The sequence below is a fragment of the Chryseolinea soli genome (assembly GCF_003589925.1).
Classification (GTDB): domain Bacteria; phylum Bacteroidota; class Bacteroidia; order Cytophagales; family Cyclobacteriaceae; genus Chryseolinea; species Chryseolinea soli.
The window spans coordinates 3,240,929-3,263,361 of the sequence record NZ_CP032382.1 but is presented as its reverse complement, the minus strand read 5'-3'; the positions used below and the strand labels follow the sequence as shown (position 1 = coordinate 3,263,361).

Annotated in this window: 20 protein-coding genes; 13 read left to right on the top strand and 7 right to left on the bottom strand. The window is 50.6% G+C overall.

The window, feature by feature from the left end; all coding sequences use genetic code 11:
• Positions 1-333 precede the first annotated feature (333 nt).
• Complete coding sequence (locus D4L85_RS14110) at positions 334-582, bottom strand: hypothetical protein (protein WP_119754900.1); 249 nt, start codon at positions 580-582, stop codon at positions 334-336.
• A 190-nt stretch (positions 583-772) separates the two neighbouring features.
• Positions 773-2,431, bottom strand: coding sequence for an ArnT family glycosyltransferase (locus D4L85_RS14105; RefSeq protein ID WP_160143721.1), 1,659 nt, complete (start codon positions 2,429-2,431; stop codon positions 773-775).
• 533 nt (positions 2,432-2,964) lie between these two features.
• Between D4L85_RS14105 and D4L85_RS14100 the strand changes: the two genes are divergently transcribed.
• From D4L85_RS14100 to D4L85_RS14090, 3 genes are all read left to right on the top strand, one after another.
• The gene (locus D4L85_RS14100; protein ID WP_228450891.1) at positions 2,965-4,467 is read left to right on the top strand and encodes a DUF1593 domain-containing protein; all 1,503 of its coding nucleotides are present in this window, start codon (positions 2,965-2,967) and stop codon (positions 4,465-4,467) included.
• A 56-nt stretch (positions 4,468-4,523) separates the two neighbouring features.
• Positions 4,524-4,790 (top strand): hypothetical protein, encoded by a 267-nt coding sequence (locus D4L85_RS14095; RefSeq protein WP_119754897.1) that lies wholly within the window; start codon positions 4,524-4,526, stop codon positions 4,788-4,790.
• An 84-nt stretch (positions 4,791-4,874) separates the two neighbouring features.
• Entirely contained in the window at positions 4,875-5,315 is a 441-nt protein-coding gene (locus D4L85_RS14090) for a nuclear transport factor 2 family protein (protein WP_119754896.1), read from the top strand.
• Between the two features lie 124 nt (positions 5,316-5,439).
• On the opposite strand, the gene D4L85_RS14085 is transcribed toward D4L85_RS14090, so the two are convergent.
• A complete protein-coding gene (locus D4L85_RS14085; protein ID WP_119754895.1) occupies positions 5,440-6,201 on the bottom strand; it encodes a LuxR C-terminal-related transcriptional regulator in 762 nt (253 codons plus the stop codon).
• Between the two features lie 194 nt (positions 6,202-6,395).
• Here D4L85_RS14085 and D4L85_RS14080 point away from each other — a divergent pair, with 194 nt between their 5' ends.
• The 3 genes from D4L85_RS14080 to D4L85_RS14070 all read left to right on the top strand — a co-directional run bounded on the left by D4L85_RS14080 (position 6,396) and on the right by D4L85_RS14070 (position 9,648).
• Positions 6,396-7,910 (top strand): hypothetical protein, encoded by a 1,515-nt coding sequence (locus tag D4L85_RS14080; protein ID WP_119754894.1) that lies wholly within the window; start codon positions 6,396-6,398, stop codon positions 7,908-7,910.
• Positions 7,910-8,446, top strand: coding sequence for a YceI family protein (locus tag D4L85_RS14075; protein WP_119754893.1), 537 nt, complete (start codon positions 7,910-7,912; stop codon positions 8,444-8,446). The genes D4L85_RS14080 and D4L85_RS14075 overlap by 1 nt, the downstream gene beginning before the upstream one ends.
• 80 nt (positions 8,447-8,526) lie before the next feature.
• Entirely contained in the window at positions 8,527-9,648 is a 1,122-nt protein-coding gene (locus D4L85_RS14070; RefSeq protein WP_160143720.1) for an acyltransferase family protein, read from the top strand.
• A 237-nt stretch (positions 9,649-9,885) separates the two neighbouring features.
• On the opposite strand, the gene D4L85_RS14065 is transcribed toward D4L85_RS14070, so the two are convergent.
• Entirely contained in the window at positions 9,886-12,300 is a 2,415-nt protein-coding gene (locus D4L85_RS14065; RefSeq protein WP_119754891.1) for an ABC transporter permease, read from the bottom strand.
• A gap of 272 nt (positions 12,301-12,572) precedes the next feature.
• Complete coding sequence (locus D4L85_RS34685) at positions 12,573-13,145, bottom strand: hypothetical protein (RefSeq protein ID WP_185154866.1); 573 nt, start codon at positions 13,143-13,145, stop codon at positions 12,573-12,575.
• Between the two features lie 164 nt (positions 13,146-13,309).
• Between D4L85_RS34685 and D4L85_RS14055 the strand changes: the two genes are divergently transcribed.
• The 4 genes from D4L85_RS14055 to D4L85_RS14040 all read left to right on the top strand — a co-directional run bounded on the left by D4L85_RS14055 (position 13,310) and on the right by D4L85_RS14040 (position 17,636).
• Positions 13,310-13,759 (top strand): SRPBCC family protein, encoded by a 450-nt coding sequence (locus D4L85_RS14055; RefSeq protein ID WP_119754890.1) that lies wholly within the window; start codon positions 13,310-13,312, stop codon positions 13,757-13,759.
• The gene (locus tag D4L85_RS14050; protein WP_119754889.1) at positions 13,746-14,084 is read left to right on the top strand and encodes an ArsR/SmtB family transcription factor; all 339 of its coding nucleotides are present in this window, start codon (positions 13,746-13,748) and stop codon (positions 14,082-14,084) included. The genes D4L85_RS14055 and D4L85_RS14050 overlap by 14 nt, the downstream gene beginning before the upstream one ends.
• Positions 14,081-14,431: a VOC family protein gene (locus tag D4L85_RS14045; protein ID WP_119754888.1), complete on the top strand. Its 351-nt coding sequence runs from the start codon at positions 14,081-14,083 to the stop codon at positions 14,429-14,431. Before D4L85_RS14050 ends, D4L85_RS14045 begins: the two co-directional genes overlap by 4 nt.
• Positions 14,432-14,882: 451 nt before the next feature.
• Entirely contained in the window at positions 14,883-17,636 is a 2,754-nt protein-coding gene (locus tag D4L85_RS14040; RefSeq protein WP_160143719.1) for an IPT/TIG domain-containing protein, read from the top strand.
• Positions 17,637-17,740: 104 nt separating this feature from the next.
• Here the strand turns inward: D4L85_RS14040 and D4L85_RS14035 are convergent, their stop codons facing one another.
• A complete protein-coding gene (locus D4L85_RS14035) occupies positions 17,741-18,526 on the bottom strand; it encodes an outer membrane beta-barrel protein (protein ID WP_119754886.1) in 786 nt (261 codons plus the stop codon).
• A gap of 244 nt (positions 18,527-18,770) precedes the next feature.
• On the opposite strand from D4L85_RS14035, the gene D4L85_RS14030 reads away from it, so the two are divergent.
• Entirely contained in the window at positions 18,771-19,718 is a 948-nt protein-coding gene (locus D4L85_RS14030) for a DMT family transporter (protein ID WP_228450890.1), read from the top strand.
• Positions 19,719-19,724: 6 nt separating this feature from the next.
• Here the strand turns inward: D4L85_RS14030 and D4L85_RS14025 are convergent, their stop codons facing one another.
• The gene (locus D4L85_RS14025) at positions 19,725-20,207 is read right to left on the bottom strand and encodes a YdeI/OmpD-associated family protein (RefSeq protein WP_119758791.1); all 483 of its coding nucleotides are present in this window, start codon (positions 20,205-20,207) and stop codon (positions 19,725-19,727) included.
• Positions 20,208-20,414: 207 nt separating this feature from the next.
• Here D4L85_RS14025 and D4L85_RS14020 point away from each other — a divergent pair, with 207 nt between their 5' ends.
• Together D4L85_RS14020 and D4L85_RS14015 are read left to right on the top strand one after the other, a co-directional pair.
• On the top strand, positions 20,415-20,972 hold the full coding sequence (locus tag D4L85_RS14020) for a hypothetical protein (RefSeq protein WP_119754885.1): 558 nt from the start codon (positions 20,415-20,417) through the stop codon (positions 20,970-20,972).
• Between the two features lie 119 nt (positions 20,973-21,091).
• Positions 21,092-22,432 carry a vanadium-dependent haloperoxidase gene (locus D4L85_RS14015; protein ID WP_119754884.1) on the top strand — a complete coding sequence of 447 codons (1,341 nt, stop codon included), beginning with the start codon at positions 21,092-21,094 and terminating at the stop codon, positions 22,430-22,432.
• Position 22,433 lies beyond the last annotated feature (1 nt).

Genomic DNA, 22,433 nt, shown 5'->3' with positions numbered 1-22,433 from the left:
TGACCAGACCTTGGAATGTTAATAACACTCAACTTCTCATGCTTCGACAAGGATCTAAGCCATATGCGTAAACTCCGACTGCACGCGATGGTTACGGTCGTGCATTGAATTTAGGGAATTATTCAGGGATTTATTTATGGAATTACCGGGGCAAATCAAAATTGCCCGGATGACGCCCAGAGCGGACGTTCCGGCCAGTGTCCGGAGGCTTGCTTACGGGAAGCGGGGTGATGATCTTTCTCTCCGGGTGAAGGCTTTGTGCAGCCTCCACCCGCAAGCGAAAGTTTGCTGTTTAGGTTAATGACGTTTTGAAAAAAGGTTGCTCCAAAAAATTCACACGGCGTGCTTCATGACCTTGGTCAGTCCTTTTTCCTTTTTCACTTTCGATGCCTTGGTTTGCTTCGCAGCCTTCCGGTCTTCCTTTTTCAGAATGTCCTTCAGTTCTTTCTTCAGCACCTTGGAGGCCTTGGTGATGACCCTCGTCGTTTTCTTGGAAGGTTGGGAGATCTTCAGATGCTCCAGTACTTGTGATAAAGCCTTATTTACAGATTCCTTTATTTCGGCTTTCTTTGTTTTGTCCATGGGTTGGTTTTTTTATGCTATACAAAGATATTTCATATTAATTAAATGTTAAATGAGTTAACATAAACTTAACATTGACTTAGGATAGTCTTTGATTTCAGGTTGATTTCACGGTTTTTTGAAATTTAAAATTTTCAGCACTTGCAAAAATTCCGACGATGACAACATTTTGCACGCTTCTCAAAATGAATTAATGCTGCAGGAAAAGCAGGTATAGCTTATCCTGAAACGCACGCCTGTTTTTGGGTATCATCCAATCTTTGCTCAACACCGACACCCTGAAATCCTGGACCGTTTTTACTTCGACAAATTGCCGACCCGCATCTAGCAAGGCATCCCTTCCGTGCTCATCCGTAACGACGTAAGCCGACCCATCGAGTTGATCGATGGTCTTGGCAGGAATGACCTTGCCCAACGTAAAATCCAAACTATTCGACTGACCATAGTTCTGTACGTAAAACACATCGTCAACGGAAATGTTTTGCTCCTTCACATAGGCGGCAAGATGACTGCCACCTTGCAGGGCGAGTGCTTTAGGATAAAAATTAAAATTCAGTAACGCATAGCAAAAGGACGTTACCAGCACGGTGACGAGCAGTATTTGCTCCCGCCTTTGATAGACACACACGGCGATGGCGATCATCAGAACCACGACAACTGCCCTTCCGATTATACCGTCTACCGGAAAAACATAAGCATTCAGAAAGCAGGTCGCGATAAGCAAGGCTCCGAGGGTGAAGTATTGAAGGACGCGGATCAACTTCATGCGCGATGTAGCATGGGTAGCGAAAAAAGAACCGGTCAGGATAGCAAAAAATGGAAATAAAATATTGAGATAGTGTGGCAACTTGAACTGCGAACCGGAGATCAATACAAATATGACCGCGAACGTCACGACCAGAAAAAATGAAGCGGGTTTAATGGCGTCTCTTTTCCATAATGTACGGCCGCTTTTCCAAAGGCTCCTCACAGCATCCGCCAACGCCAGCAGGACCACGAGGCTCCAGGGCAGAAAGGCCCACAAGAATGTGTGAACAAAAAACAAAGGCTCGTTTTGAGCCAACGTGCCCCAGGCTGTGCCACTGTAGCGCCCCACGCTTTGTCCAAATAATAAAAAGAGCACGCCGGAATTGCCGGTCGTGTCCCGGATCACTTTTTCGGGATGCAGGTCGAATTGGAGATACAGGCTGTAAAAAACCGGGAGCAACAGGAGGGCTACCGCTAAGACCATCCCAGCCCAACGCATCCTGCTCCACACGCTCCAGTTATTGATTTGATACATGTATAACAGACCCGCCAGAGCCGGCATCACCAGGCCGATAGCCCCCTTTGTGGCAAAGCCCACGGAAAATCCGAGGGCTGCCATGAACATGTTCCCCCACCGGTGCGTGTGGATCCATTCCACTAGCTGCCACGTTGTAAAAATGATGGCCGAGGTCAGGATGGCATCCATGCGAACATCGTTGTTGGCCAGAAAAAACGCATAAGACGATGTTAAGATGACGGCGGCGAGCTGCCCGGCCTGCACATTGAACACTCGTTTTCCCAATCGATAGGTCGCATAAATGCCGGCAGCAGAAAACAAGAGCGACAGCAATTTATAGGCCCATGCCGACACGCCGAACATTTTGAAGAACAGCGCTACCGTCCAAAATAAGAAATGAGGTTTGTCCAGATAGTCTGCGTCCCGGAAGATCAGCTCATGATAGTTCCCGGTTTCCACCATGCGCATGGCAATGAGGGCGTGGTGCGCAGAATCGTTGTCCATCAAAGGGATCCACAACCCGCGCAAGTAACTTCCAATCAACAAAACAAAAACCAGCACTTCCGGGATTGAAACTCCTTTCAACCGAAAAGTCTTTACTTGCATCGACACTTCAACCATGTTCTCTCCAGCTTTCTACAACCCCATGCCTGGGGCAAACCAAAAATTCCAGGAATTCTAATGTTGACAGGTTATGGGAATGTTAACGATTCATCCTAAACCGGTACCACCTCTAAGCTATGATGAACGTCATCCCTTTAGTTTAGTTCATGATGTTGCAGAATTTTCGAAACCTGAAATGTCTCTGCGCGATGCTCCGGTGGATAACCCACATCTGAAGAACTTTTCTTTGATTTTGATGCATCAAAAATTGGTCCGAACCAAGCCGTGCGAATCCGATCGGATCACCGCCGACATTATGAATATCAAAGATTCATTTCTACTTTAGACAGGTTTCCATGCCCGATTGATTTAGGATGGGTGCATCCCCCGGGACGACTTGCTTTCGATTCACCATAACCAATTGATTTTTAATAAAATACAATCACCGGGAACGACGGACTTTTGACTCCGCCAGGATCCCTGCAAAACGAGCTAACCTACTTCCTCCCATGCGCATGAAAAGACTACTGTATATTCTCCTCGGGTTGGCGCTCGCGGGCCACGTTGGAATTGCCCAACCTAAACCGGCAAAGACCCGCACCATCATCACCACCGATGGCGAAGTGGACGACCAGGATTCATTTATCCGCATGCTGTTGTACAGCAACGAATTTGATGTGATCGGTCTCGTCTACAGCAGTTCACAATGGCACTACACCGGCGATGGCAAAGGCACACCCTTCACGTCCGAAATGGCCATGACCAAAAAACTCTACGGCGAGCGCACCGAACTGCGTTGGCCGGGAACCGATTGGATGCAGGAGTTTATCGATCAATATGCCGCTGTATATAAAAATCTGAGCCAGCATGCCACCGGCTATCCTTCACCGGCCTATCTGAATGGTTTGGTCAAAGTGGGCAACATCGAATTTGAAGGCGAAATGGAAAAAGACACCGAAGGTTCGGACTTCATCAAAAAGCTTTTACTCGACGACACCAAAGATCCGATCTATCTCCAGATCTGGGGTGGCACCAACACCGTGGCACGGGCGCTGAAGTCCATCGAAGACGAATACAAAAACACCCGGGAGTGGGCGGCCATCGAGCAAAAGGTGTCCGACAAAGCCATTCTCTATGCCGTGCTCGACCAGGATGCTACCTATAAAAAATATGTAGCGCCACACTGGCCAAAGATCAAAGTACTCTACAACTCCGCACAGTTCTGGAACTTCGCCTATCCCTGGCCGCGCGTCGTGCCGGCGGAACTGCAGCCGTACCTGAGAGGCCCCTGGTTTAAAGAACACATCAAGTTCAATCACGGCCCGTTGCTTTCCTCGTATTACTTGTGGGGCGACGGCACACGCATAAAAAATGACTTCGATCATACGCACGGCGACACTACCCAACTCAAGAAACATAACATGACGTCATATGATTTTATTTCAGAAGGCGACTCCCCCGCGTTCTTTCACCTGATCGACGTGGGACTCGACAATCTGAAAGACGCATCGTACGGCGGCTGGGGAGGGAGAATGGTGCAATCGGCCAGCGACCCCAACCGGTGGGAAGACGGCGAACAAGTGACCGACTATAATCCCTACACAAAAAAGTACGACGCCGCCTATCCGCAGACGCGTTGGATCGATGTATTGCAAAATGACTTTGCCGCGCGGGCCGATTGGTGCGTGTTGCCGTATGCCAAAGCGAACCATGCGCCCCTGGTGAAATTGAATCACGCCAACCTGATAACCGCAAAACCGGGACAAGAAATTAAATTAGTGGGATCCGCAAAGGACCCCGACGGAAATGCCGTAAATTACAAGTGGTGGCAATATGAGGAAGTTGACACGTATGCGGGAAAGGTGTCACTTCAGAACGCCGACAAAAGCAAAGCATCTTTTACTATCCCGGTCGATGCAAAATCGGGAGACACGATACATATAATTTTGGAAGCAACGGATGTAGGAACACCAAAACTGACGCGTTATCAGCGGGTTATCGTAACGGTCAAAGCGTAGAAAATGATGCGATAAGCGCCGCAACTTCGACCGCATTTACACTAACAAAAAAGAAAATGCCACTCAAACACGCCCTCAAACGAGAACTGGAAGTTGCCTTTTCAAAACACGCCCAACCCGTCTGGTTTAGGATCGTGAAATATATAGTCATCGTGGCTTTGATCTACTTCCTTTGGGGCAGTCCGTGGCTGTGGATCACATTTCTCATTCTACTGGTTCCTTCATTTGCTTTGCATTTCTGGTATCGGCACAAAACCGAGGGCTGGACAAAAAGCTATGGCGGATGGGACTATGAGAAAAATAAATCACGGCTAAAGGATTAAAAAAATTACGGGGGAATGTCCGGAATTCAAAACCGGGATTGTCTTTAGGGTAAGGATCTTTTCATCCCCAAAACCAAAGACACTATGAAACTCTTCATCCTAACCCTCCTCTGCATTTTTGCAACCCTCGGCACCGCCGTTGCCCAGACTTCCGACAAAGACCCAGCGTACGAGAAAATCATCAAAGACTATTTTGCAGGATGGGCCAATAAAGACTGGAACCAGGTTTCGGCCCACCTCGCGGAAGGATTTACGTTCACCAGTGCAGCGCCCGATGACCACATTTCGGTAACCAAATTCAAGGAGAAATGCTGGGTGCAGGCGCAACACATCCAAAGATTTGAGTTTACGAAAATTATCGGCAACGAACGCGAAGCCTTTGCCATTGTCCACGTCATCACCAAGGAGAACAAGGTGATCCGAAACGTCGAGTATTTTAATTTTATCAACGGGAAAATAAAATCCATCGAAGTTTTTTTTGGAGGCAATGGCCAGGGCTTTCCTACAAATGAAAAACAACCTTGATGCTGACCCCATCGGCGGATAAACAGCTTAATTGACAGTGCGCGATAGTGATTTGAATTCCAAAGATCGACTGTGGCCTGAATGGCCGCGTCTAATAGGAATAGCTTGCTTATATAACAGTCGACTAACGTTGGCTTCTCACGTAGTGTGCCAGCTCGACAGAATTCTTGACGTTCACCTTTTTGAAAAGCAACTGCTTGTGATTTTTAACGGTGTATATGCTCACATGCAGTTGCTCTGCGATCTCCTGGTTGGTGTAGCCTTTGGCGATCAACTGCGCGATATCATTTTGACGCGGCGTGATCGGGTGCTCTTCCTGTTTGGGATTGTAAGTATAGACCGGCATGAATTTGCCTTTTGATTTCCGGCTCACTTCCAGCTTCACGTGATAAAACTTTTCTTCCTTGGAAATATTGCTAAAAAGCATGAGGTACAAACACGCGTTATTCTCAGTTTGTATCGCCAGGTTTTCGTTCCGGATATAGAAATACGTGCCCGCAGCATTGCGCAAGCGATAATAAATAGAAAACCGATGCGTCGTGGGATCGAACGGTTCCAGGCGCTTTATGAAGGCGAAACACTGCTGCACATACGGTATGTCGTCCGGGTGACCCAGTTGAAGGAACTCTGAAATGTGCATGCTGGCCAGTTTCTCGTGTGGGTGACCCAATATGTACTCACAATTTACGCTGAAGTAAGACAAGTTGGGATGGGAAATCGGGCACATGGTCAACGCCCGGTCGGGGAAAACGCTTTCGGCAAACCGGAGTTTTTGCAGAATGATCTCGCGATCCGCTTCCGCTGTATAATTCGCGACAGCTTCCCGCTCTTCTTTCTTAGGAAACAAATCCAAAAACGCACGTGCGGTCTTCTCGGCAGTTCTCATCCGTTTCAATGTTTTATGACGTGAAATTGGAAATTACCCGTGGAGAAAAGAATCGCCTCACGTCAACCATACGGTGACACCGGACAGACGAAACGCCAAATGGTTCTTTGGAGCTATACCGCAGCGATTTCATTCTGTGAAAATTTGCGTGTTCAAAAAAACCTCATCTACAGCGCAGGCTGTTTTTTACTGCTATGCTAAAACGTATCACTGTTTCCGTGGCACTGGTTGCCACCGCTTTTTTATTGGTGCTCAGCCGATTTCCCGAAACCATTCCGGTAACCTGGGATATGGCCGCCATAAAACATTTTCATTTGCCCCCGCCTGACTCTACGGCGTCGGTGAAGTACGCACCCCGCGAATACTACGAATCGCTCCCCGAGCATGTGATCTACAAAACATACCCCGTGTATGTACAGGAGTTTGAAAAGCCCGGCTATGTCGATTCGCTGCGAACGCTTGAGCCGGAGATCATGTTCGATCCGGCAAAGCTCAAAACGACCGACGATTGGATCAAGGCCGGCGAGCTGGTCTTTCAATGGCCGGTGGCCTACACTCCGTTCAATGGCCACAACACCACACTCAAAGCCGGCAATCTCACTCCGGGGAAGACATCGCTAACCTTGGATGGTCGCTATGAGTTTAACCGCTACGTGATCACTGAAAAAGGAAAGTTATTGATCGGCTCGCTGTCTTGCGCTTCTTGTCATACGCGCATATTGAAATCGGGCGAAATAGTGCCCGGGGGTCAAGGCAATGTGGTGAGCAGCGCCGGGCTGGTCGAGGCCATCCGCTCGGAAAGGATTCCTTTTCCGGTGATGCAGCAAGCCACGCGACAACTCTCGTGGGCACCCTGGGCGCCGGCCATCTTCAAAGCCATGGCCGACACAAAGGAAGAACTCATTCGCTATTTTCAAGCCATACCCACCGGCGTGGTCGATCGCCAAGGCTGCGGCTACCTGTATCCATTGACCGTCCCCAGTCTCATCGGCATCAAGGACATCAAATACCTCGATCACACAGGACTGATGCGGCATGACAATCCCGGTGACATGATGCGCTATGCGGCCTTCAACCAAGGCATGGACATGCTCACGGCCTACAACGGCTACATCCCTGCGGCCAAAGGCGATCACACGACCTTGCCCGCTCCCACCGAGTGGAATCATCCCTTTGGCTATGTTGGAAAAAGATATTCCGACGCACAACTGTATGCCCTGACACAATACCTCTATTCGCTCCAACCTCCCAAAAATCCGAATGCCTCTCCGGCGGCTTTGACAAACCGGGGAAAAATTGTATTCGCTAAAGCCGGTTGCGTAACCTGTCACACGCCGCCTTTGTATACCAACAATAAATTAACGCCCGTCAATGGATTTACACCACCGCCGGATCACTTCCGGAAATATGACATCTTCAACGTTTCGGTGGAGACCGATTCGGTCGCCGCGTTGTATGCGCGCCGGGGCACGGGCTATTACAAGATCCCGTCGCTCCGCGGCGTGTGGTTCCGCGGCGCTTTCTTTCACCATGGGCAGCTCACTACGTTGGAAGAGGTGTTGGATCCCAAGCGTCTCCGGGCCGGCTATGTTCCTTCCGGTTATTTGCCTCCTGATGTCAAAACCATGGCGGTGAAAGGCCATCCCTTTGGGCTTGACCTCAGCGATGCGGATAAGAAAGCATTGATCGCATTTTTAAAAACCCTGTGATGACCCGATCTATTCCCTGGCTGACACCGATCATAGGGTTGTTCCTGATGGCGAACACCCAACCTGAACCAACCACTCTCGTCAATATATCATTCACGACAACAAATGCCGGCATCACCGTCTCCGGCACGCTCGATGGCCACGCCGAGATCAACTTTAATCCCGTCGATCTTCAAAACAGTACGGTTCGTGCCACGGCGAGCCCCGCTACCGTTCGAACGGGCATCAACATTCGCGACAAGCATCTGCAGAAGGAAGATTTTTTCAACACCGCGCAATACTCCTTGATGGTGCTCCAATCCAAACAGTTCAGAAAAACGGGTCACCAAAGATTCACGGGCGAGTTTGACCTCACCATAAAATCGATCACCCGGCCTGTTACGCTTGTCTTTTCGCGTGTCCTGGAAAAAAATGTCATTCGCTACGAAGGACATTTCGAAATAAACCGGCTCGACTTTTTTCTTGGCGAGAAGAGCATGGTTTTGGATGACGTCGTCCGCATCAACTTAGAGGCTAGGGAATACCGTCGGAATTGACAGCCTATTTTAAAAGACGGTTGTTCATCTTGATCCCCAAGCAACCTTTCCTATCTTGGGCGGTCCATGAACATAAACCCATGCAGAAAGCCCGCGAATACTATATTGACAACATCCGCATCGCGTTGACCGCGCTGGTGATCCTGCACCACACCGCCATCACCTACGGCGGGCCGGGCGGATGGTATTATTCCGAGCCGGCAGATGGACTGGTGTCGGGGTTATTGCTCACCATTTTTGTTTCCACGAACCAGGCCTTTTTCATGGGATTCTTTTTCCTGCTGTCGTCGTACTTCATCCCAGCTTCCTATGTGCGCAAAGGCAGCTATCGCTTCCTGCTGGAACGGCTGAAGCGATTAGGGATACCGATCGTTTTTTACTCGCTCGTCATCACCCCGGTGATGATCTACATGCTGGTCCGGTTAAAGATGAATGAACCGATATCCTGGTATGCCGTATTTATCGATCGCGATGAATGGATCAATATCGGCGTGCTTTGGTTTACGGCAGCGTTGTTGCTTTTTACCATAGTGTATGCGGCGAGCCGGTCGCTCGTTCCCGCAAAGGTGAACAATCCAAAATCTTTGCCGGGTAATCTCACCATTTTCCTCTTCGGCCTTGGGCTTGGCCTCATCTCCTTCGTGGTACGCCTCGTGTTTCCCATCGGCTGGACACTCGATCCGGTAGGATTTCAATTCGCGCATTTTCCACAGTACATCGCCTTATTCACCGTGGGACTGTGGGCGTATCCAAATCAATGGCTATCGTCCGTTTCGTATGCACAGGGCAAGTTTTGGTTGAGGATTGCCTTGCTGCTGATCGTGGTAGGATTCCCGTGTATCTATTTACTGAAAGTCGTCACCCACAGTGAGCTCGATGCGTTTCTGGGTGGATTGACGATTCAGTCGTTCGTAAATTCGTTGTGGGAACAACTGCTCGGCATATCGCTGATCATGGCATGGCTGGGCATCGCCCGGCAGAAGTGGAACGACCAGGGACCTGCGACAAAAGAATTTTCAAGGAGTGCCTATGCCGTTTATATCATTCACCCGTTGGTGCTGTTGCTGGTTTCGCTGCTGTTGAAAGATGTGCACCTATCATCGCTTCTTAAGTTTTTGCTCACGGGGAGCATTGCGGTGAGCCTCAGCTTTGCGGTCGGGTCGTTGCTCGTGCGGGTGCCGGTGGTGAAGGACATTGTGTAACAAGAATAAAAATAAGTACGACATACAACATTTTGCCTCGAGTTCCGGTCTTCCCCTCCAGAACAATGTTTGTTTACGTGGTTTTATTGGGTCGTATTAAAATTGGAATAAAGCGGATTGGAATTTCTGTCATTATGTTTTTGGTGGCGTTGGGGACGGGTGATACGTATGGGGATTATTGAGATTGTGACGGGAGCTATCTTTGTTGATGAGCACCAACAACGGCGACGCGTGCCGTCATTCGTATTTTAACATTTTAGCGGGTGAAAGGAGCGCGGCTTTTAACGTTTGATAGAAGACGCATAAGAATGCGATCACCAGGATGGCGACGCCCGAGATGACGAACATCAAAGGACTTGTGGACACCCGGTAAGGAAAGGATTGGAGCCAAACTTCGGTGGCCCACCAACTCAGGGGCCATGCTAAAAGGCAAGCGATCGCCACGGGAATCATGAATCCTTCCAACAACAGCACGACGATGCCCGCTATGCTTGAGCCAAGAACTTTGCGGATTCCGATCTCTTTGGCGCGGGCGGCGGTAACGTGCGAGGCGAGTCCCAGCAGGCCAAGGGATGCAATAAAGATGGCGAGGCCGGTGAACAACGTAAAAACTTTTCCAAAGCGATTGTCTTTGTCGTACTGTGTGTTGTAGAACTGATCCAGGAAAAAATAGTCCAAGGGCGTTTCCGGGAATGAAGTTCGCCAGGGTTTTTCAATGGCGCCCAAGACCCGTCGCACGTCTGCAGACTCGAATTTGATGGCATAATATCTGGCCGCCGGCCGTAGCATAAAGGCCATCGGCGCCAGCGCACTTTTTAGGGACATTTGGTGATAGTCCTCTACGACACCAACGATCTCCAAGGTATCGCCTTGTTGGGAGACTTTTTCTCCAATGGCATCTGCCGGAGTTTTAAAATGTAATGCCTTGGTGAACGTTCTGTTCACCAGGAGCCGTCTGTCATCTCCGGGATAGTCTTTGCTGAAATTCCGCCCCGCGATGATCTTCAAGCCGAACCCAGGGACGTAGTCATAGTCGACGGCCACGTGGGAAACCATGATAAAGTCTGCCGGTCCCTCTGAAAATCGTTTGATCCCTCCCGTCCAGTAGATCTCAACCCCTGGGATATTGGTCGATGAGGTAAAACTTTTCACGCCGGGGATCTGCATCACTTCATTCCGGAAGACCTCGAGGTGTTGATGGTAGAGGGAGTCGACGTTCCCGGGACCTTTCAAAGCAATGGTTTTGTCGATGACGATACCCAGGTCGCTGGATTTCATGTATTCCAATTGCCGGTAGACGAGCACGGCGCCACAAATCAAAAATACCGAGGTAGCAAATTGAAAAACCACCAACGATTGACGCAACCAATTTCCTCCGGGTGATTTCACATTTTTGCCCTTCAACACAGCAATAGGCTTGAAAGACGACATCACGAGCGCCGGATAAAAACCCGAAAGGATCACGCCACCCACCACCACCGCCAGGACCTGGATCCAGAAATCGGTCTTCGCGAGAAAATCCATCGGGATGTTCCAACCGGAAAGCTTTGAAAATGCCGGCCAGCATAACGCTACCAGTGCGATGGCCAGTGCCAGCGCCATGACGTTCAGCAGGAAAGACTCAACAAAAAACTGAATGATCAATTGCGATCGCATGGCACCGATCACCTTCCGGACACCCACTTCGTTCGCGCGACTAAAGGAACGGGCGGTGGTCAGGTTGATGTAATTGATCCCGGCAATGATCAAAATAAAGAACGCAATGGTCTCCAGGGCTTGGATGGAGTCGCCGTCGCGCTGATCGTTCGGGTTTGCCTCGTAGAGTAAATTCGAATAAAGGTGGATGTCGGTCAACGGCCTGAGAATGAACTCTTGTTTTCCCTCTCCCCAATCGGCTTTTCTTTCGGCTAAAAGATAGCTATCCCATTTGGCTTGCAGCGCTTTTACGTCGGTGCCCGGTTTCAGTAAAACATAGGTATAAAAGTCATACCAGCCCCAGGAAGTTTGATAGTGATCGGTGTAGTGCTCTTTCAACGACTCATAGGACAAAAGAAGATCAAACCGGATGTGTGAGTTCTCCGGGATGTTGGCCATGATCCCGGTCACTTCAAAATTCTCATCTCCCCCATAGGTCATGGTTTTTCCCAAAGGGTCTTCGTCTCCAAAATATTTCTTCGCCGCTTGTTCCGACAAAACAATTTTGCGGGGCCCCAGCAAGGCCGTCTTCTCATCACCCCGGATCAACTGAAAATCAAACACCGTGAAAAGTGCCGGGTCAGCATAAGGGACCTTCTCCTCTTGAAACGAAATGGTTCCCCGCGTTGGGCTGCGGTAGGTCATTAATCCGCCCACCGGATAGAGCCGCGTAAACGCTTCTACTTCCGGGAAGTTGTTCTTTAGCGCGGGGCCAACTGCCGGCACCGCCACGGCGCTTTCAAAATCCAACTGGCCGTTTTTCCAGGAATTGTATTGAATCCTGTAAATGTCCTTTGCTCGTGAGTGAAAAGCATCAAAACTTCTTTCATACTTCACGTATTGAAAGATCAGCAAGCTGGCCGTTAGCCCCAACGCAAGGCCGGCAACATTCAAGCTTGTAAATGCCTTTTGGGAACGAAAATTCCGGAAGGCGACGCGGATGTAACTACCGATCATAAGCAAATTCGATTACGGTGAGAATAAGATTGTCGCGAAAGAATTCGTAGCCTGGGAAATAAAATATGCAAGAAAGGTCCTTCTACATCGCCGATTCCCTGGTTACGATGTCGTGTAAGTAAATTAGGCAAGGATCATCAGAGACCCAAGAATTTTCTTCGGATTTGTAGTGCATGGTCCGCTTTCCCTGAGAGGTTCTACCGTAAGGCTATTTTGTGCGTGGTGCGTACGTTACAAATACAATGGGATTCGTGACTTCATCCGGCCCTTCGCTAAGCAGGATTCTTTGTCTCGCGGGATGCCTTAACCTGCAGCAGCACGTTGAGCGTGTCGATATATTCTTTTCTTCTTTTTTTATACAGGGAAGGTAAATCCTCGTCCCGATAATAGTCGATCAACTCATCCAACTGAGCATCGGTCAACGTCGCAACGTCCTTAAATCGCAGGCTTTCATCAAAAAACTCTCCACGACTTTGGTTTTCATATTCAACGGACGTTTCCTTAGCAGGAACGTTGTCAAGTGTTACGACCCTGTATCCTTTCGGCAACGAAATCAATCCTCTCAATTCCAGGTAAGCTTCCACCACACTGCTATCGATCGCGATGGTCCCGGAACCTGCCCAATGTCTGTCTCCGCCTTTCTTTTTTACACCGGAAATCCAATACTCTTCCCCGGTTTGTACATCGAAATAGTTTCCTTCAGTCCCTGCTGGTCCCTTTTTAAATACTCGGCCGTTAAAATAAAAAGTAAGTCCTGTCCGATTATACATGCCACGGCCGATCCAGGCAGGGCCGTTGTCGCTGTATCCTGACTTTAATTCAACATAAGCAAGTTCAGTTCTCATAATATTGATGGCCGCTAGTTCTAAAACTATAGCTGAATCCCCGGTGTTCGGGATAAGCGACAAGATAATCGATTTCGATGAATCTCCAGCGCGAAAAAAATCCGCTAACTATTGTGTAACTCAAAAGTTACACGTTTATTTGCGTAACTTAAAAGTTACACGATATGAAACGCGACATTCACCTGGAGTGGTTCCTGGCCTTCCCCCGGCAAGAAGTCTGGACTTGTCTCACGGACCCCGAGCTGATCGGCCAGTGGCTGATGAAAAACGATTTTCAACCCGTGGTCGGGCACCGGTTCCAGTTTCGCGATAAGCCAAAGAAGGGTTTTGGATGGGACGGCATCGTCTACTGCCAGGTGCTGGAGGTGATCTCGGAAGAAAAACTTTCCTTCCGTTGGCAAGGCGGACCCGGCGACGGCTCGCTCACCCTCGACAGCGTAGTGACCTGGACACTCATCGCCCAGCCGGGGGGCACGCGTCTCGTGCTGGATCACACCGGCTTCAGTGGATTCAAAGGACTCATTGCTTCCATGATCATGAAAAAAGGCTGGGCGCACCATGTGATCCGCCGATTTACGGAAATTTTAACCAAGCGCACCCATGCCCACGTATAACACCGACCCCTTCTACGCACTGGCCGACCCAAACCGGCGCGCCATCCTCATGCTCATCCGCAAAGAGAAACGAAGCATCAACACGTTGGCCACCAACTTCGATGTGAGCCGCCCCGCCGTTTCCAAACACATCAAGGTGTTGCACGACGCCGGCTTTCTACACTATGAAGATGTGGGCCGCGAGCGCTTCTGCCGTCTGAACCCCGACGGTTTCAACGGCGTGAAAGAATGGGTGGAACACTTTGAACAATTCTGGGAAACGAAAGTCCACAACCTCGAACAACTGTTAAAGAAGAGAGCAAACCTTAAAAACAAAAAGCGATGAAAAGTATCGACATCATTTCCGTTCCGGTATCCGATCAACAGATCGCCAAGAAATTCTATCTCACCTTCGGATTCACCATCGTGGTCGAAGCACCCTTTGGCAACCAGCAGTGGATCCAAATGGGTCTCCCGGGTGGCGGCACCACCATCACGCTGGTGAACTGGTTTCCCGAAATGCCCACCGGCAGCCTGCGAGGCTTTGTGATTGGCACCGACGACATTGAAAAAGAAAAGACGCGGCTCGAATCCCTGGGCATTGCCGTAGAAGAAATCGAAAAAACACCGTGGGGGAGATTTGCCGGCGTGAAAGACCCGGATGGCAATCGCTGGAGCCTGCATCAATCGTGACCCGCAAGTTTAGCCTTACAGCATGATCACAAAACCCGGGACGCCGGGTTTTTCTTTTTTTCCAAAACGCACAACGCGGAAGCGCCGGTTTATTTCGGCATAGCCGAACGGAGAAATGGCAAAAAATAAGGCCCCTGGCATAGCCAGAAAAATTTCATCTGCATCCCTTCCACTGAAACGATTTTATACTACATTGAAATCGCGTTTTTGTTTGGCCATGTTATCGCCCTCTCGTTGAGTGGCGTTTTTTGACGCGCATTTCTTCAGCACATCCCGGCGATTCCATTCTTTATCAAAGCTGACCTGTTTTTTGACACTGCTTTTTAGCAGCGGCAAAACTGCTTTTTGAATCCTCCCTCTCTTTCATTTTTCGACCCTCGCAGTAGCATCAGCTCTCCACGATTCCACAGCGCCCGCGGCGCTTAAAGGCTTTAATAAATCCATGCTCCGTATGAAAAAAATGTTTAGCTACCGCCTCCCAACCCTGCTGCTGGCTGGCATGCTCATGTTTTCCACGTGTCAGAAAGATGAAGACAAACCCATCATCGTAAAGGTGTCGCCCGACAGCGGGCAGGCCGGTGACGTCATCATGGTCTCCGGTCTGCTCCTCGGCCAGGCGACGCGCGTTGTCTTCGGCACGGTGGAGAGTGCGGTGACCGCAGCCGAAAACAAAGCGGTGTCCACGCAAGTGCCGGCCGGGTTGCCGGTGGGGAAAGTCAATCTGACGGTCGAGACCCCTGGCGGCATTTCAAACCTGGTGGAATTCACGATCCTCGCAGCTATCCCCGAGATCACGGCGATCGTGCCGGCCAAAGGGTCGCGAGGCATGCGGGTGACGTTGACTGGCCGTTATTTCTCAGAGGTGAAAGAAGTTACTTTCGGCGACCAAAAGATCACGGTGTTTGAGGCTTCCTCCAATACACAATTGGTGATCAAAATTCCAGGCAACAGCACGCTTGGAGAAAAAGTGGTGATGGTAACCACGGCGAGCGGCGTGTCCAAAAGAGCAACGTTTACCGTCGTGCCTCCACCTTCCCTCACTTCCTTTTCTCCAACGGCGGGCCAAACCGGGAAACATGTATCCATTTATGGCGCAAGCCTGAACGGCATCACGGCAGTCTATTTCCAGGATGCGGCCGCTGTGTTTGAAGTGAAGAGCACCACCTTGATCGACGCCATTGTTCCCGCGGCAGCCGCTACCGGGAAGTTGAAAGTCGTTGGCGACGGAGGAGAGGCCCTCAGCGATACAGACTTTGTCGTAGAAGGCGCCCCCGTAGTCGCGTCCTTTGCCCCTGCCAGCGGAACGCTCACCACGGAAGTGACCATCAACGGCGGCAATTTTCTTCCGGATGCCAAGGTACTGTTCGGCAACATCTACGCCAAGACCACTTTCGTAAACGAAAACCAATTAAAAGCAACGGTACCGGCAGGCGCCACTTCCGGGCCTATCGTCGTGGAAACGGCGGCAGGTACGGGCAAGAGCAACGATAATTTTTCGGTCATCCCGGCGCCATCGATCGATCGTTTTACGCCAGTGAGGGGCGTGGCCGGTAAAACAACGATAACCATCATCGGGACCAATTTCAAAGACGTTTCATCGGTGAAGTTCAACGGCGCAGAGGCGGGTCAAGCCAATATTACTGTAAACTCTCTGACTTCCCTGGATGTGAAAGTTCCCACCCTGGCTTCCACGGGTACTGTGCGGGTGACCAACCCCTCGGGCACAGGCGTTTCGGCAGCGATCTTCACCGTCGTTGACCCATCATCCGCGCTTGCGTTTTCGCCCACAAGCGGCCCGGTCGGTACATTGATCACCCTTACCGGTTTTGATTTTGACAATACGTCCAAGGTTAAATTCAATGGGGTCGCTGTAGACCCGGGTGGATTCACATGGGAGTCGGAAACTTCTCTCCAGGTGCGGGTACCGGCGAATTCAACTACCGGAAGGATCACGGTGACCACTGAAAACATCACCTTGAGCAGTCCACAGGAGTTTACGGTCATCCAGCCGCCTGACATAGACAGTTTCATGCCGACGTCTGGTCCGGCAGGTACCCCAGTCACCATAAGCGGTTCCCATTTCGACAATGCCACAGTTGAGTTCAACGGTATGGCTATCACTTCAGGGCTCAGGGTAACGTCCAATACGATTTCGTTTAATGTCCCAACCGCTGCTACCTCCGGGGCGATCAAGATCAAGACCGTGGCAGGCGATGCATCCACCGGGATTTTCACGGTTGTTCCGCCGCCTCAAATCATTTCCTTCAGTCCGTCGATGGGCGTCGTCGGTTCGACGGTCACCCTCTCGGGTTCTTCTTTTGACCAGGCCTCGTCCGTGCAGTTCAATGGAACGGAAACCGGCAGTTTAAATTTTCAAGTGAACTCGTCCAGCATGATCTCGGCAAAGGTCCCGGTCGGTGCAACCACCGGCAGCATTACGGTGACCACGCCGGCGGGATCCTACACAACGGCTAGCAGCTTTACGGTGGCGCCGGCAGTGACTTCATTTTCTCCCGCCACCGGACCGATCGGTACACCGGTCCGCATCCGTGGTGCCAATTTTGACAATGCAACCGATGTCTCGTTCAACGGCGTCCCCGCCTCCTACACCGTGCAATCGACGACCTCCATTGAAGCCATGGTTCCGCCGGGTGCACGGACCGGGGCCATCACCGTAACCACCGCAGCAGGCACGGGTTCTTCCGGATACGTCTTTGGCGTTACACCCGATGTAACCTCCATCAATCCCACACCGGCTGTTGTGGGCAGTACGGTTACCATCGATGGCTCCGGCTTGGGGGATGTAACCAAAGTTACCTTCAGCAACGGTGTGGCCGCTGTTTTTTTCGTAAACAGCGACACGCAGATCATCGCTACAGTGCCTCAAGGGGCAGTTTCGGGTGATGTGGTTGTTTCCAATAGTGCGGGAAGCGACAACATTTCTTTTACGCTTTCCTTAACACCAGTCCTCAACTCCGTCACCCCTCCTGCTGCAAGGGCCGGTGCGCATATTATGATTAGCGGCTACAATTTGGACAAAGTAACCCAAGTAGCCATTGAGGGGACGAGGGCCGTAATCGTCAAAAGTTCCACCACGTCCCTGGAAGTCGTTGTCCCCTCAGGGCTAGGGGTCGGCCGAAGGACGATCATTGCGTATACCCCAGTTGAATTTTCCAATAGTTTGACATTTACCATCAACCATTGATGACCGGATTTCTCGACGCAATCTCTACCGGGTGAATGAAAGATTCAGACTGACTGAAGACACCAGGGACTAAAAAATTTCTTAGGGTGCGAAGCGCGTCGCGATTATTTGCTGATGCAATAATTCAATCCAAGCGAAACCACGGACATTCGTGGTTTCGCTTGATCGCCATAAAGCGATGTGAGCGAATGGTTAAAGCGTAGATCAATGCCCATCCAAGGCCATATAAAATAGGTAGCCTCCACGGCCGCGCCAGCTTGAAAGGTTTGATACGCACTTTTATCCGTGTCTTTGTATGTCTCGGCAGCGTAGGGCGCGCTCAGGCTGTAGCGGGTTTTATTTTCGGAGGCATAGGCCAGAACAGAAAACAGAGCCCCGGCTCGCACCACCAATTTGGAATGAAGAAAGGATGTGCCCGCCATCACGGGAATTTGTCCATACCACAAGGAGGTGTTACCATCCCCCCCGTTGAGCGTCACCGCATTGTTTCCCGACGGAGCAGGCCGGAGGATCACAGCGCCCATGGGAGAGCCCGTGGGGACACCGGAGAATCCAATCGCCAAAGGAAAATCCTCAAGGGTGGTTGACCTCTGATATCTTACGAATGAGGCTTGCAGACCGGTGGTGATAAAAAATCGTTTGGTCACAACAAGGTCCGCTTTCGCGCCCAAATCGAAACCTACTTTACCCGAGAACTGCTGGCGTATCGTGACCGGATATTTGTAGTCGCCGGTACCAGTGTTCACGGGGATGATCAGGGACAATTCGCTTTGCGCGTCGACGGCCGGCAGCATCACCTGGTTGGCTCCCAGGTGGAACATGAAGCGGTGGGTTTGCGCATGACTTAGGACGGACAGTAAAAGAAGGGCAAACAGTAAATTTCTTGTCATAACGTAGAGGGTCGTATACCGAAGTTAACGAATTCGGTTGAAATTCAAACTGGCCTTATCGTGAAGCGCGACAGGTTAGATCACATCATTTTCATAAAAAAATAAATACAAACACGCCCTATATCTTTCTTCCCAGGAATCTTTCCCCGGGCAACGACGTTAACCCGCTGTAAATAACCCCTCCTAAATCCACGCCGGGAACAATTTCTGTCCCTATCTTTCGCCCACTAAAATCAAAACGCGCATGACCGAAAAGACAGCCTCCAACCAAAAGCTATTCCTGCTGGGCATGATCCTGAGCATGACCTGCTGGGGTTTCAGTTGGACTTCGGGAAAGATCCTTTCCGTGTATGGTTCTCCCCTGACCATCTCCTTCTACCGGTTTGCCCTAACGTTCGTGTCGCTGATCCTCATCTTGTGGATCTCCAAAATATCGCTGCGCATCAGCAAGAAAGGGTTGCCCGACATGCTGCTGGCGTCGGTGCTCATTTCTTTATATACTTTCCTTTTCTTCAAAGGACTCACCGTAGGCAAAGCCGGTGCCGGGGGGATCCTGGTGACGGTGCTAAACCCGATCATTTCTTATTGCATGATGCTGATCATCGCCCGGCGCAAACCTACGCGCCAGGAATTCTGGGGACTTGCCCTGGGCATCTCGGCCGGTGTCATCCTGCTAAAGATCTTTACCGACGGTTCCGCGCTTTTTAGTGCAGGCAACATTTACTTCTTGCTCGCTTCGCTGGCATGGGCGGTGCTGAGTTTGGTGACCGCCCGGGCGTCGCGTTATGGATCGCCCGCCACTTTCAGTTGCTGGATGTATGCGGTAAGTACCGTGATGATGTTCTTCTTTTCCGGTCCTGCGACTTCAGTCTCACTTCTCAGCAAAGCCGACGGCGTCTTCTGGGGCAACCTGTTTTTCAGTGCTACCATCACCACGTCCATCGCCACAACGTTCTACTTTGTTGCCACTTCCAAAATTGGAGCAAGCAAAGCCAGCAGCTTTATCTTCCTCGTTCCTTTTTCCGCAGCCCTCGGCTCGTGGATTTTTCTGAACGAGATCCCGGAGGTCCACTCGATCGTTGGTGGTCTATTGGGCATCGCAGCGGTATATATCCTCAATAAAAAGAAGAACACGGCGACCGCGACGGATCAACCTGCCGTAAAGTTTTCTACGGTCGAAGAGAAGAATTAAAGCGACTTACGCTTCCTTTTCATAAAGCTTTAGCCCGCGTACCAGGCGGTCTATCGTCTTCGCCATGCGGCTGATCTTGGTCTCTTCGCGCTTGGCCGAATACACCCAGGTGATATAGAACTTGCGTTCGCTTTCCGAGAGGGCGTTAAAGAATTTCAAAGCTGCCGGCTCATCCCTCAGGCAAAGCAACATCTCCTCCGGAACTTCGAGCGGCTCGTTGTCCGGAAACAAGATCACGTGAACCTTGTCGCCGGCTTTCTTGCCGATCTGCTTGCGTATCTCGGCCTTTACGGGTAGGAACAAATCACCGTTGCCCATCGGCATCAGGTGGTATTTGCGTATTTCATAACCATCTATCGTTCCCCGCACCTTTACCCAGCCGAAAGGATTTTTCTTGTCCTTCCGTATTTCGGGAAGACGCGCGAAGGTCCATCCGCCTTTGCCGTTGAATCTTTCGAGCACGTATTTTTTATTCACAAGGGGTTTCATGCGGGTTGCCATCGCCGGGCAGTAAAAACAAAAATAAGGTATTCCAATAAACGCAAATACCCCGGGTTTCGCCGGCCAAAAGCCTTGCAGACTTGATTTTGGTTGGTCGCTGTCCGCCACAAAACGGGGGGTTGTGGTTATACCTGTAATTGCGTAATATTATCCTTCGAAATCCCCATAACCCAAGCCTCCACTGCTGTTTACGCCATGGCCCCGCTAAGAAAATATTTCAGTATCCTCTTCCTGTTCCTGATGGGATTGAATACGGTGGGGTATTACTCCTTTTTGGTGATGGTGCGCAATCAGCTCACCAGCCGCGTCACCGAAAAACTGCAATCGGGTTTTAACGAGCCCGGCGCCCAGATGATCATCAAAATGCCGTTGTCCATTCCCTATGGGGCCGACTCCCACGAGTACGAACCCATCCACGGCGAGATCTCCTTTGAAGGCACCGTTTATCAACTCGTCAAACAGCGGTTATATAAAGACACGCTCTATGTGGTGTGTATTCGCGACTATAAAACCACTGAGGCCAGCAACCAGATCAAAGATTTTTCAAAGTCGTTTGCCAGCGAGAGCAAGCAGCCGCAAAGCTCCGGCATCAAACTGGTGATCTCTTCGGCAAAATATTGTTTCTCAAAAACAAACTCCCTCGAGTCGTTAAACTCCGGATGGACCATCGATCGCGCCTTCGCGGAAATTACCAGTCGCTATCGCTACGATTCCAACCCGCCCATTTTTCATCCTCCAAAATCAGTGTCTTGATTTTTTGTCCGCTTCATTCGTAAAGCCTGACCACGCTGTCTTGTTTTGACAGGACCTCGCGCCACGCTTGCCCATGAACGTGTGATACACTTTCCCTTTTTTCAATTTTTATTTTAGCAATGAAAAAATTATTACTCCTGGTGTGCACGATAGCATGCCTGCTTTCCTGTACATCGCATAGCGACTATCAAGCCAACGTGCAAAACCCGGACCGTTTGCATCGTTCGGTTAAAAAGATAACGGACATTATTGTTCACGACATTTTCTCGCCACCCGTGGCCAGCCGCATCTACGCCTACACCAGCGTTGCCGCCTATGAAGCGGCGCGCCACCAGGACTCAACACTCGTGTCGATGGCCGGCCAGTTGAATGGATTGGAGCCCTTGCCCCAACCCGAAGCCGGCAAGGCGTATTGTTATCCGCTGGCCTCCGTGCAAGCCCTCCTGCTGACGGGACGGGCGCTTATTTTTTCGGAAGACAAGCTTGACGAGTTTCACAAAGCCCTGCTCGAAGAATATCACCAGTCGGGATTGCCCGAAGAAGTTTACCAGCGCTCGATCGATTATGGTGCGAAAGTATCAGAGCACATTCTCAAATGGGCGTCGAAGGATAACTACAAACAAACCCGTTCGTTCCCGAAATACTCCATCCAGGACAGCGAGTCTACCTGGAAGCCCACACCACCGGCCTACATGGATGCGGTTGAGCCGCATTGGAAAAAGATCCGCACATTCGTGATCGACTCGGCTTCTCAATTCAAAGGTGTGCCACCGCCCGCTTTCTCGAAGGACAAGAACAGCGAGTTCTACAAACTGGCCATAGAAGTATACGAGACCGGCAAACACCTCACGGAAGAACAAAAAGAGATCGCGCGTTTCTGGGACTGCAATCCTTTTGTGATGAATGTGAAAGGCCATGTGATGTTTGCCACAAAAAAAATATCACCCGGTGGACATTGGATGAACATCACGCACCTGGCCTGTTTGAAAGAACATACCGATGCGCCGCACGCCGCCGAAGCTTATGCCCGGGTAGCCCTGGGGCTGGCTGATGGGTTTATCGCCTGTTGGGATGAAAAGTACCGTCACTTGCTGATCCGGCCCGAGACCTATATCAATTTGTATATTGAAGAGACCTGGGCGCCTTTGTTGCAAACACCTCCCTTCCCGGAATACCTGAGTGGTCACAGCGTGATCTCCAGCGCCGCAGCCACCACGTTGACCGGTGTCTTTGGCGACAACTTTGCCTTTACCGACTCTACGGAAACCGAATTTGGTCTGACGACACGCAGCTTCAAATCGTTCCGCGAGGCTGCCCTCGAAGCGGCGAGCAGCCGGTTGTATGGCGGCATTCATTACCGGCCGGCCAACGAAAAAGGAGTGGTCATGGGAACGTCCGTTGGGGAGTTTATCAACCGGCGGTTGAGAACACGTAACACGGCCGTGGCATCAAACCAATGAT